Source organism: Planococcus notacanthi, from assembly GCF_030407825.1.
Taxonomy (GTDB): Bacteria; Bacillota; Bacilli; order Bacillales_A; family Planococcaceae; genus Planococcus; species Planococcus notacanthi.
The window spans coordinates 25,265-36,936 of sequence record NZ_JASDCQ010000003.1; the positions used below are offsets into that span (position 1 = coordinate 25,265).

The following is an 11,672-nucleotide window of genomic DNA, read 5'->3' on the forward strand; positions in this document are numbered from 1 at the left end:
AGGGAAAACCCAATGCGCGTTGGCGGATTAGCATCAGGCATGGATACCGACTCAATCGTCAAAGACATGATGAAGATCCAAAAGATGCCTTTAGATAAATTAATGCAGCAAAAAACGTTTACCGAATGGCAGCAAGAAGCAACCCGCGATACGAACCTGTCCATGACGAACCTGCGGACAAGCGCGAGTAACTTACGTCTGCAATCGTCATTCAACTCTTATAGCGCCACGTCGCCGACACCAAACAGCTTCACGGTTGCGACAACAGCGAATGCGATGAGCGGATCGTATCAAGTACAGATAACAAGTGTGGCGAGTGCAGCGAAGTTGAATTCAGCTAACTCAGTTACAAATTCAGCAGGTACTGCGGCAAAATCAACAGACCAAATCGGTGTAGCCGGAAGAATCACCATAGGCGACATAAGTATCGATGTGGCGAGCACCGATACCTTTGCGGACGTAGCCAAAAATCTACAGGACAAAACAGCAGCTTCAGTTCCAGCGTTACGGGCCAGCTTTGACAACACGACTTCCCGATTTTTCATCGCGACAAAAGGAATGGGAGCTGACCAGAATTTTACACTGGAGTTTAAGAATGCAGATGGAACAGCAGCAAGCACTGAATTGGCTAACAAGATAATGAATAACAGCGGTGCTACTTCAGCAACGGCAACCGGAGCAGCAGATGGCGAAATCATGTTTGATAATATCAAAATCGAAGGATTAAAAACTAATCAGACAACAGTTAATGGAGTAACGGTCAGCCTCCTACAGGCAGGCACTGAAGTAACCATCAACGTCCAATCCAACCCGGAAAAACCACTGGCGATGATCAAAGACTTTGTCGACAAATACAACGAAACAATCGAAAACCTGCAGAAGCAGCTGGTCGAAAAGCGCTACCCGGATTTCCAGCCTTTGTCTGACGAACAGAAAAAAGACATGACGGAAAAGGAAATCGAATTATGGGAAGACAAAGCACGGAGTGGTTTATTGCGCAATGACCCAGTATTGAAATCCGCCATGCAGGACTTGCGGAGAGCTTTTATGGACAGTGTAACCGGTCTTGCGGAAGGCAATATCAATCATTTATCGCAAATTGGCATCAACACCGGATCGTATACAGAAGGTGGTAAATTATTCATTGATGAAAAGAAATTGAGCGAAGCGCTTACCAATAAACCCGATGAAGTAATGGCGCTTTTCACCACACGTGATGCAGCGGGGAATGGTGTCGGTGCAAGAGTCTATGACACATTGAACAACATCGTCAAAAATCTCAGCGAAAAAGCTGGCAGTTCTTCAAGCTCGGTCGATAACAGTACATTGTCCAAAAAGATCAAACAGATGAACGATGAAATCAGCCGCTGGCAGGACCGTCTGACACGTGTTGAGGACCGCTACTGGAAGCAGTTCACTGCAATGGAGAAGGCGTTAAGCCAAATGAACTCACAAAGCGCCTGGATGCAGCAGAACCTGTTTGGAGGTGCGTAATGAACAGCGCGAAATCGATCATGCATGCATTTCTGAAACAGACACAGGAACTTTATGAAAGAGCGCAAACTATCCATTCCCGCATGGAAGCCAATGAAGAAGGAACAGTCGAAGCTCTTGAAACCTTATTCTTCCGGCGGCAGGAAACCATTAAGCAAATGGAGACGTTTATGAGGCAAAAGAACTTTCAATGGACTACAGAAGAGTACTTCATTATCGAGCAAGTAAAAGAAAGCGACCACCAGCTCCAACAATTGCTTAATAACCTTCATTTTGCCTTCCTGACGCAGATCAAACGCATTGCCCAAACAAAAGAAGTATCGAAAAAATACAACGGTGCTTATCAGACGATGGCGACCGGTGGCTCATTTATAGACAAACGGAATTAGAAGCAAGGGGGAATTATTTACATGGCAACGATCAATCCTTACCAGACTTACCAGCAAAACTCAGTACTGACAGCATCACCGCAGGAACTGACGCTAATGCTTTACAACGGCAGCCTGAAATTCATGAAGCTTGCAAAGCGTGCGATGGCAGAAAAGAAGTTCGAAGAAAAAAACACCAACATCATCAAAGCCCAAAACATTGTCCAAGAACTTCGCATCACTTTAGATTTAGAAATCGAGATGTCAGCCGCTCTTGCTCAAATGTACGAATACATGTACACCCGTTTGATGGATGCCAACATGAAAAATGACATAACAGCTTTGGAAGAAGTGGAAACACTCATGACAGATATGCGCAATACCTGGAAACAAGCGATGGTTTTAGCAAAAAAAAGTTAATTTAACCACATTTACTGATCAAACGATCTCACCGGCAGATATAAAAATTGTGGAAGACTTGGAGTTACTTATAGCTCAACAATTTTTTTAGCGCCGGCGCGTCTACGGGCTAGGCGAAGCAAGAAGACGGGCGTATTTTGCCCGGCTTCTTGCGGGAGCCATGCCCAAAGCGTCCGAAGCGATGTGCAACAGGTAATTTTTTAGTATGTATATAAATGAAATGAGGTATGAACGTGGATAAGACATCATGGATAGGGGTCATCATGGGATTTGCGGTGCTGGTTGGCGGAATGATCCTGAAGGGGTCAAGCCCGATCGCATTATACAATCCCGCGGCGCTGGTGATCATTTTTGCTGGGACCATCGCCTGTATCCTCGTTGCCTTCCCAATGGATGAAGTAAAGAAAATCCCTAGTTTGTTCAAAGTGATTTTCAGAAACGAGAAAACGGTTTCCATTAAAGAAATGATTCCCATGTTCACGGGATGGGCAATGCTGGCAAGAAAACAAGGCTTGCTGGCGTTGGAAGAAAAAGCGGAAGAAGTGGAAGATCCGTTTTTGCAGCGTGGACTGAAAATGGTCGTTGATGGCCAATCGCAAGAACAGATTCGTGATTTGATGGAAGAGGAAATTGCCGCCATGGAGGATCGCCATGAATTAGGCGCCAAAATCTTTGCGCAAGCTGGAACCTATGCACCGACACTCGGTGTACTCGGTGCCGTAATCGGACTCGTTGCCGCACTGGGCCACTTGGACGACGTGGCGCTGCTCGGAAAATCGATTTCCGCAGCCTTTATTGCCACCTTGTTCGGGATTTTCTCAGGCTATGTATTGTGGCATCCATTTGCCAACAAGCTGAAGCGGAAATCGGAACAGGAAGCCAAAATGAAAATGATTATGCTTGAAGGCTTACTGGCTGTTCAGGAAGGTTTACCTGTCCGAACAGTGGAAGAAAAGTTATTGACTTATTTGCCGGCGAAAGACCGTGTGCTCGACTCTGAAGAAGGAAGCGGTGTTCCACTTGAAGCGCAAAAAGAAGCATGAAGAACACGTTGATGAAGCCTGGCTATTGCCTTATGCAGATATCTTAACGTTATTGTTGGCGTTATTTATCGTCCTCTTTGCAGCGAGCGAAGTAGATTCAAAGAAATTCCAGGCGATTTCCAGTTCGTTCAATAGCGAACTGCAGGGCGGCACCGGAATTTTGGATCAGGAGGCGCCGGTTGAAAGCTTAGATCCATCGACGACCGCTAAGTTGAACGAGGATCTGCCATCGGGTGAAAGCGAAGAAGAAATCCTGGCTGCTAAAGACCAGCAGGAATTAGAGGATTTTCAGACGAAGATTGAAGCATATATCGATGAAAAAGGGCTATCCCCTCGTCTGCAAACCGAAATGACTGTAAAAGGCTTGATGATCACGATCAGAGAAGGAGTTTTATTCGAATCGGGAAGTGCTGATATCATCGGCGGTTCACAGACCATTGCGGATGAAATTTCGAATCTATTGGTTTCCGATCCGCCCCGGATGATTTTCATTGAAGGGCATACCGACAATATTCCGGCAGGAACAAAAGAATATCCAACGAATTGGGAATTAAGTTCTGCACGCGCCATTAATTTCATGAAAATCCTGTTGGAGAACGACAAGTTAGATCCGGAAAAATTCAGTGCGACAGGTTACAGTGAATACCATCCGATTGCCACAAACGATACGCCTGAAGGACGGACAGAAAACCGCCGCGTCGAAGTGTTGATCTCACCTTACGAAAAAGAAACTGAAGAATAAGAGGTGCACCATGGGGAAATTGGGAAAACTAGAGAAAATAATCGCTGTTGTCATTATCGCGACTATTGTCGGCGGAGGCGCCGCATTTTATGTGGGGCAAAAAGATGCTGAAGCGGAAGTGGACAAGCCGCTCAGCGCTGAAGAAGTGGAAAAATTGAGCGTTGCTACCGATATCATTACAACCAACCTGGCGTCTCCCGGAAGTTACGGTGTGGTCCAATTCAATATTTTGTTAAGTGACAAAAAAACAAAAAAAGAAGCGGAAAAACGGACCGCTGAAGTGCGTGCTGCGGTTATCGCAACAGTCGCCAGCTTCGAGAAAGACGAACTGATCGGCGAAAATGGGATTGAAACGCTCGAAACCGCTGTTGCTGCCCGCTTAGCCGAAGTTTTTCAAAAAGGCACCGTCGACAGGGTTTTGGTGACAGAATTTAAAGTACAATAATTATGAAAGAAAATAAATTAAAATTAGCGCTAAACTTTTCGACCAACCTGCCGATATAAATCTATAAGAGAAGATCGGGTGAATGATATGGGAGCAAATCAACTGGATAATTGCCGGATTTGCGGTACATTATACCTTAAAGACCACACGGATTATTGTTTGGACTGCTACAAAGATATCGAGCAGGAATTCAAGACAGTGAACGAATTTCTGAAAATCGAATGCAATCGCTTTGCGAATATCCAAGAGACCAGCCAATCCACAACTGTATCTGTTAAGCGGATTACCGATTTTATTCGCGACGGGCGCATTTATGCAGATGACTTCCCGAATTTGGGTTATCCGTGCAAACATTGTGGTACAGAGATTAAGAAACAAATTCTATGCGATGACTGCTACATCGAGTTTGCGGCGGAAATCGATGCGACATTGAAGAACGATGAGTTTTTACGAGCTACCGGCAGAAAACGGGAAAGACCGAAGATCAATGCGCAATACTGGCAAGCACGAAAATAGGACATAAAAAAATTAGAGGGCGGTGAAGGAATGAATATTGATAAAACGAATGCTTCTTCCTTTATTCAATCTTATCAAAAAATGCAGGTGACTCCGGCAGCTAAGACGAAGCCGCTGCAAAAAGAGGACGAATTGCAGATTTCAAACCAGGCCAAAGCCATGTTTGAAAAAAATGCCAACGTGGATATTGAAAGACAGGAAAAGATCAAGCTGCTAAAAGCGCAGGTCCAATCCGGTGAATACGAAGTCAACAGCAACAAAGTAGCCGAACAAGTCTTTAAATTCTGGTTTGATAAATAAGTGAAAAGGGAGGGTATCGGATGCTGAATTTAGTAGTCAATACGCTGGATGAATTGATCAGTCTACAAAAACAGCTTATCCGTTATGCCGAACGCAAGCAGACAGTGTTGATCGAACGAAAAGTCGATGAATTGACGGAGCTTGTGAAAGAAGAAGCGAAGCTGGTCAAACAGCTTAGCCAATTGGAAGACGAACGGCAACTGCTTGTAGCCGACGTATTGGAAGAGCATCCGGGTCTGACATTCAGCCAGTTTGCAGAACAGATTCCAGATGAACATGTAAGACAAGAGCTGCATTTACAATTGAAAACGTTACAAATGCTTTTAACAGAGCTTCAGGCGAAAAACAAGAGTAATGAAAAAATCCTGGAAGACTCGATGAGCTTTGTTCAACATATGATTACTCAAGTAACAAAATCGAAGCAACAGCAATTCAACTACCAATCGCCGGCAGGGCAGCAAAAACCACAAACAACCAATCAAGGCTTTTTCGATACAAGAGCCTGAAGGTTGCAGGAAAGCAGGGAAAACAATGGTTTCATCATTTCACGGTTTGGAATTAGGGAAACGCGGATTGTCCGTTGGGCAGGCAAGCATTTCGACGACTGGCCAAAACATCGCCAACGTCAATACGAAAGGCTACTCACGCCAGCAGGTGAATTCAAGCGCTTCGCCATCTTTGGACGTTTGGACCAGCCAAGGTGCGAATACTGGCCAACTTGGAACCGGCGTCAACCTCGATTCGATCACCCGTGTAAGAGACCGTTTTTTGGATCAGCAATCCCGGGATCATTCAGAAACTCTTGGCCAGTGGCAGGCAAAGCAGACGACATTGGACCGTTTGGAAACCATCGTCAACGAACCGAGCGAAAGCGGTTTGAATAACGCGATGGACGGCCTGAAAAATGCGTGGCAGGATTTGGCCAATGAGCCGGACAGCCTGTCGGCACAGGCAGTAGTGAAAGAACGTGCGCAAGGCTTTATCGAAGTGGCCCAGTCGATGAACAAGTCGATGGACAATTTGAACAGTGAACTGGTGCAGCAGTCGCAGCAGACTGTTGAAGAAGCAAATGCCTATTTAAAACAGATAGCAGATTTAAATAAAAGCATCGTCCGCGACGGCAACCAGTCAAATGACTTAAAGGACAAACGGGATGCGCTGGTGGAAGAACTTTCGACTTTGATGTCCATCAAATTGGATGAAAAATCGAACGGCAGCTATTCCATCAGCCTTTCTTCCAACAATCAGTCACTGGTCAATGGTGAAGAAGTTTCTGAAATCGACTACAAAACCGGTGCTGGGGAAAACGAAATATATGGCGGTAAACTAGCAGGTCTAAGCGAGTCGATGGCCATCGCGAAAAACTACCAAACAGACCTGAACAACGTGGTTGCTGATTTTGCGTCAGCCAACAGCATGTCCGCAGCAGGCGGTAAGGATCAGGCTTTATTCATCGGCAATGCGGCAGAATTCAAGCTCTCGGAGTTGAAAGTCAATTACGCAGCTGATCCTTTAAAGCAACCGGCTGTAACAGAAAAAACATCCGAAGCGGCGCAAAGCGATTTCCGCAAACTGGTCAGCCAGCTTGGTGCGCAAAGCCAGGCGGCGGTCAATTCCGTAAGCAATCACGGTGCAGCCCTTCAAGCGACAGAAAACCGCAGGCAGTCCGTGACCGGCGTTTCCCTTGATGAGGAAATGGCCAATTTGATCAAATATCAGCATTCGTACAATGCGGCAGCACGGTTAGTATCAATGACAGATCAGATGCTGGATACCATCATCAACCGTATGGCCGCCCGTTAAGCAGAGGGGGAAGCAAAATGAGAGTGACACAGCAGATGCTCAACCAAAATTCAATTCGCAACATGAATCAGAACTTGAGCCGCTTTGAAAAAATCAATAATCAGGTGTCGACAGGAAAATTGCTTCACCGGCCATCGGATGATCCAAATGGAGTCAGCCAGGCAATGAACTTGAAAAGTTCACTTGCTGCCAATGCACAATTTGAACGCAATAGCAGCGAAGCGAATTTGTGGATGGATGAAACCGACCAGAATATCGGTTCCATGGTGGATATTGTGCAACGGGTTCGCGAGCTCGCTGTACAAGGTAATAACGGCACTTTATCCGAACATGACCGTACAGTGATTTCTAAAGAAGTGGAAGAATTGACCGAGCAGATGCGCCATTTGGCGAATGCCAAAGTCAACGGAAAGTCGTTGTTCAACGGACAGAAAACAAGTGAAATTCCTTTCCCTGAAAAAGGAAACTTTACTTTCGACAGTGACGGACTGGCCGCAAAAATGGTTAACATTGGAGAAGGCATCAGCATCCAATCAAGTTTCTTGCCAGATGATTTGTTTGGAACAGCAACAGACGGCAATAATCTCTTTAAAACATTGGAAAGCATGAAGGCTTCTTTAGAGGCTGGAACTTCCATTGATTTGGAGAAGATCGATAAAGGAATGGAGCGGCTGTTGACAGCGGCTGCTGAAAACGGCGCCCGCCAAAATCGTCTGGAAGCCGTAGAAAATCGGATGCTCGACAGCAACCTGCAATTGAAAACGATGCTGTCAAATGTTGAAGATATCGACTATGCTGAAGCCATCATTAAGTTGACCAGCGAAGAAAGTGTCTATCAGGCGAGCCTTGCTGCTTCTTCAAAAATAATTCAACCGAGCTTGATGGACTTTCTAAGATAACTTAAAAACGATAAAAAGAGCAGGCACCCCGCGGGGTGCCTGCTCTTTTTGCCTTATCCTTTAATCGAATTGACCAAGCCCATCATATCATCCGCGTAGGAAATGGCTCTTCCTTGTGATTGGAACAATCGCTGCGTTGCAATCAATTCTGTCATTTCATCGCTGAGTTCCACATTGGATGCTTCAAGCGATCCTTGCTTAATACGGATGGAACCGTCATTTTGTTGGGCCAAGTTGATCAGCTGCAAATTGCCGTTGGCGATTTGCTCAGCTTCGGTGCCCGGCAAGCGGTAAAGATTGCCGCCTATTTTTTCAAGTGAATTCGTCCGGTTTACTTGGGCGATGCCCATTTGGATTTCTACCGGTTGTTTGGGATCGTTATAGGAAATTTCCAAAGCACCATTTCCATTCAACTGAAGGGTTTTGTAATCGGCATCAAAAACAATTGGCTGGTTGTTGGCCCCAAGAACAGCTTCTCCGTTGGCAGTGACCAAACTTACTTGATTTGAATTTAACACCGGTTGGACTTGGAAAGAGCCATCTTTTGTATAAGCTACTCCGTCTTCAGAAGAAACCCGGAAATAAGCGTTTTCTCCTTGGATCATGAAATCAAGCGGCCGATCAGTTTGCCGGACAGAACCTTGTTCGTTGCGCACAGCTGTTTGTGAAAGAATCGCACCTGCACCGATACGCAACCCATAAGGTGTATTTCGTCCGACTTCATTTTGCTGGCCGACTTGTTTTTCAATGGATTGCACGAGGGCATCTGAAAAACTGGCTTCCTGGCGCTTATAGCCATTGGTGTTGACGTTGGCAATGTTGTTGCCGATCAAATCGATTTTCTTTTGCAGCTCACTCATTGTATTGCTGGCTGTGTTCATTTGGATATTCAACTTGATAATTTCCTCCTTACACGCGTCCTATTTCATTGACGGCTTTTTCCATGCTTCGGTCATATGCCTGAATCACTTTCTGATTGGATTCGAATCCTCGGTAAGTCGTCATCATATCTGTCATCGTTCGAGTCAGATCGACATTCGACTGTTCAATAAATCCTTGTTTGACGAAGGACTCTGTATTGTTAAGAAGAGCAACATCCTCAACATTTTGAGGAGCTTGATCTGCATCTCCTTGCCAGCGCAATAAATTCTGGCCTTCTTTTACAAGTTGATCGGGATTTTCAGTATGGCCAATCCATAGACGCCCCACTTGTGTACCGTCAGCCAAAACGACTTGGCCGTTATCGGCTACAGTAAAGTCAGTGGACCCGACTTGAATCGGCTGCAGGTTTTCGCCTAATACCGGGAATCCTTCGCTAGTCGTTAATGTGCCTTCAGGATTTACAGCAAAGGTTCCATTTTTTGTGTAACGTACTTCACCGTTCTCAGATGTTGCTGCAAAAACCAGCGCACCTTTTTGTTGAGTTTCTGGATTTGCAGGAAGAAGTTCATCCAAAAGCGCAAAATCTGTCGAATTTCCGGTTTCTTTTAACGGACCTTGCAAAAAAGAAGGAATTCCTTCTTGAGCATATACTCCTGTAGTTAAAGTCCCGATATTTTGTGAGTCTATTGTACCTTTTTTACCGGATTCCATCGCTTTAATCAATTGATCAGGAAAAGCGCGGAGAACCGTTTGGTCTTCTTTAAATCCAGGAGTATTGGCATTGGATAGGTTATTTGTCAATATTTGTTGTTGCCTATTATTCGCCATCATCCCTGATGTAGCAGTATATAATCCACGAAACATGGTCTTTTCTCCTTTTTGAACAACAGTTAGTATTTCTCGCGTAGCATACCATTAAAAAGTCGATAAAAATAGAGACTTTTCTATTAAAATGGAAAAAATATGATAATTTTTTTTATTAAATAAAAATATACAAAAATGTTGAAACATGATACTATCACTTTGCTATTATTTTTTGAAAATAGTACGAAATAACGAGTTTGAAAATCAAATACTTGAAATCATTGTGACAATGGCAAACTTATTCGAAAGATAAAGACGCAAAGCCACGGGCCTAAATACACAATGTACAGGGCAGCCGGGTTATCAAAATGGTAGATTTGAAAGAAATCCACCTTTTTTAAAGGTGGATTTTTATATACTAAATAAATGTTAAAAAAAGGAGTTTATTGATGAATATATTCCCTAAATCACTGGAAGCAATGGAACAAGCTTTATCGGCTTCAACTTTACGGCAGCGGGTTCACTCGGCAAACATCGCCAATGTGGATACAGCCAACTACAAAAGCAAAAAAGTCGATTTTCAAGCGGCCTTGGATACTGCAATGAATAAGCAAAGTTTAACAAGTTATAAAACAAATGATCGACATCTTTCATTCAGTAATGAAGTTTCCAAAACCAAGACAGAAATTACTGCAAATAATTCCACTCAATACAACAATAATGGCAATAATGTCGACATGGATGTCGAAATGGCCGAGCTGGCAAAAAACCAGTTATGGTACAACGCGGTAACCGAGCGGGTCAACGGCAAGCTTAACAGTCTCAGCTCCGTCATTAATGGAGGGAGATAAAAAAGATGAGTTTATTTAATGGATTTAACATCAGTGCTTCAGGGCTGACGGCGAACCGGTTGCGCATGGACGTTGTCTCTGCCAATATCGCAAACGCGAACACCAATCGCGCTGAGCTGGTCGATGGGGAATGGATGCCTTACCGCCGGAAAACGGTCGAGTTGTCGCAAAGTGGAACATCGCCTTTTGCCAACCAACTCCAGTCAGTGATCAATAGAGGGAATACCGCGGTATCAGGTGTGAAAGCATCGGAAATCAGAGAAGACCAGACACCTTTCACCATGAACTATGATCCGGAACATCCGGATGCGGGAGAAGATGGTTATGTGCGGTCATCCAATGTCGATCCACTGAAAGAAATGGTCGACCTGATGTCTGCAACCCGTTCATATGAAGCAAACGTCACCGCCATGAACGCTTCCAAAAGCATGTTCATGAAAGCATTGGAGATTGGTAAGTAAATCAGTTACTTTCACTTTTGATATTCTGCAAAACAACTCCGCTTTCCTGCGGGCGAGCGCCAAGCCGCTTCGTCGCTGCGCTCCTGCAGGGTCTCGGCTGTCTCGCTATCCCGCGGGAGTCTCCGCTGTTTTGCTCCAGATCTTATATAGAAACAGTGAAAAATTTAATGTGGCTTCTAAGTTAATAAGTTTCTTAGCGCCGACGCGTCCAGGGGCTAAGCGAAGCGAGAAGACAGGCGTTCTTTGCCTGGCTTCTTGCGGGAGCTATGCCCAAAGCGGCCGAAGCGGTGTAAAAAAGATAAATTCTTCATCTTAAAATATAGAGAACATTAAGGAGGCACCATGGAAAAAATTAGCCAAGTTCAGACGCCTTTCATTCAAAATCAATTGCTGGATAAAGTAAAACCTGAAAACAAAGTTGAAGGGTTTGGAGAAATATTCAAAGATGCGTTAAAAGAGGTAAGCAAAGCACAAAATGAATCAGATAAATTGACCAATCAATTGGTGACAGGAGAAGTACAGGATATACACGAAGTCATGATCGCTTCGCAAAAAGCCAGCTTATCGCTGCAGATGACCATGCAAGTGAGAAACAAGGTTGTCGAAGCTTACCAAGAAGTTATGAGAATGCAAGTATGATACGA

At 44.6% G+C, this 11,672-nt stretch carries 16 protein-coding genes and 1 riboswitch; of the genes, 14 read left to right on the forward strand and 2 right to left on the reverse strand.

Going from position 1 to position 11,672, the window contains the following annotated elements:
* The first annotated feature begins 12 nt into the window (after nt 1-12).
* From fliD to flgL, 11 genes are all read left to right on the forward strand, one after another.
* Nucleotides 13-1,494, forward strand: a complete 1,482-nt coding sequence (fliD, locus tag QMA01_RS11295) for a flagellar filament capping protein FliD (RefSeq protein WP_290215019.1) — start codon at nt 13-15, stop codon at nt 1,492-1,494.
* On the forward strand, nt 1,494-1,883 hold the full coding sequence (locus QMA01_RS11300) for a flagellar protein FliT (protein WP_290215020.1): 390 nt from the start codon (nt 1,494-1,496) through the stop codon (nt 1,881-1,883). The genes fliD and QMA01_RS11300 overlap by 1 nt, the downstream gene beginning before the upstream one ends.
* A 21-nt stretch (nt 1,884-1,904) precedes the next feature.
* Nucleotides 1,905-2,282 (forward strand): flagellar export chaperone FliS, encoded by a 378-nt coding sequence (gene fliS / locus QMA01_RS11305; RefSeq protein WP_290215021.1) that lies wholly within the window; start codon nt 1,905-1,907, stop codon nt 2,280-2,282.
* 233 nt (nt 2,283-2,515) lie between these two features.
* Nucleotides 2,516-3,325 (forward strand): flagellar motor stator protein MotA, encoded by an 810-nt coding sequence (gene motA, locus QMA01_RS11310; RefSeq protein WP_290215022.1) that lies wholly within the window; start codon nt 2,516-2,518, stop codon nt 3,323-3,325.
* Nucleotides 3,303-4,067, forward strand: a complete 765-nt coding sequence (gene motB / locus QMA01_RS11315; protein ID WP_290186437.1) for a flagellar motor protein MotB — start codon at nt 3,303-3,305, stop codon at nt 4,065-4,067. Before motA ends, motB begins: the two co-directional genes overlap by 23 nt.
* 10 nt (nt 4,068-4,077) lie before the next feature.
* A complete protein-coding gene (locus QMA01_RS11320) occupies nt 4,078-4,512 on the forward strand; it encodes a flagellar basal body-associated FliL family protein (RefSeq protein ID WP_290215023.1) in 435 nt (144 codons plus the stop codon).
* A gap of 87 nt (nt 4,513-4,599) precedes the next feature.
* On the forward strand, nt 4,600-5,028 hold the full coding sequence (locus QMA01_RS11325) for a flagellar protein (protein ID WP_191715131.1): 429 nt from the start codon (nt 4,600-4,602) through the stop codon (nt 5,026-5,028).
* 30 nt (nt 5,029-5,058) lie between these two features.
* On the forward strand, nt 5,059-5,328 hold the full coding sequence (gene flgM / locus QMA01_RS11330; RefSeq protein ID WP_290215024.1) for a flagellar biosynthesis anti-sigma factor FlgM: 270 nt from the start codon (nt 5,059-5,061) through the stop codon (nt 5,326-5,328).
* 20 nt (nt 5,329-5,348) lie between these two features.
* On the forward strand, nt 5,349-5,834 hold the full coding sequence (locus QMA01_RS11335; RefSeq protein ID WP_191715133.1) for a flagellar protein FlgN: 486 nt from the start codon (nt 5,349-5,351) through the stop codon (nt 5,832-5,834).
* 25 nt (nt 5,835-5,859) lie between these two features.
* On the forward strand, nt 5,860-7,131 hold the full coding sequence (gene flgK, locus QMA01_RS11340; protein WP_290215025.1) for a flagellar hook-associated protein FlgK: 1,272 nt from the start codon (nt 5,860-5,862) through the stop codon (nt 7,129-7,131).
* Between the two features lie 17 nt (nt 7,132-7,148).
* A complete protein-coding gene (gene flgL / locus QMA01_RS11345; RefSeq protein ID WP_290215026.1) occupies nt 7,149-8,030 on the forward strand; it encodes a flagellar hook-associated protein FlgL in 882 nt (293 codons plus the stop codon).
* A gap of 53 nt (nt 8,031-8,083) precedes the next feature.
* Here the strand turns inward: flgL and QMA01_RS11350 are convergent, their stop codons facing one another.
* Both QMA01_RS11350 and QMA01_RS11355 read right to left on the reverse strand, forming a co-directional pair.
* Entirely contained in the window at nt 8,084-8,923 is an 840-nt protein-coding gene (locus QMA01_RS11350; RefSeq protein WP_290215027.1) for a flagellar hook-basal body protein, read from the reverse strand.
* A 16-nt stretch (nt 8,924-8,939) separates the two neighbouring features.
* The gene (locus tag QMA01_RS11355; protein ID WP_290215028.1) at nt 8,940-9,776 is read right to left on the reverse strand and encodes a flagellar hook-basal body protein; all 837 of its coding nucleotides are present in this window, start codon (nt 9,774-9,776) and stop codon (nt 8,940-8,942) included.
* Between the two features lie 221 nt (nt 9,777-9,997).
* Nucleotides 9,998-10,084, forward strand: a riboswitch (cyclic di-GMP riboswitch).
* Between the two features lie 81 nt (nt 10,085-10,165).
* Between QMA01_RS11355 and flgB the strand changes: the two genes are divergently transcribed.
* From flgB to fliE, 3 genes are all read left to right on the forward strand, one after another.
* On the forward strand, nt 10,166-10,567 hold the full coding sequence (flgB, locus tag QMA01_RS11360; RefSeq protein WP_290215029.1) for a flagellar basal body rod protein FlgB: 402 nt from the start codon (nt 10,166-10,168) through the stop codon (nt 10,565-10,567).
* Nucleotides 10,568-10,572: 5 nt separating this feature from the next.
* Nucleotides 10,573-11,028, forward strand: a complete 456-nt coding sequence (flgC, locus tag QMA01_RS11365) for a flagellar basal body rod protein FlgC (RefSeq protein ID WP_203340702.1) — start codon at nt 10,573-10,575, stop codon at nt 11,026-11,028.
* Nucleotides 11,029-11,370: 342 nt separating this feature from the next.
* Nucleotides 11,371-11,667, forward strand: coding sequence for a flagellar hook-basal body complex protein FliE (gene fliE, locus QMA01_RS11370; RefSeq protein WP_290215030.1), 297 nt, complete (start codon nt 11,371-11,373; stop codon nt 11,665-11,667).
* Nucleotides 11,668-11,672: the final 5 nt, after the last annotated feature.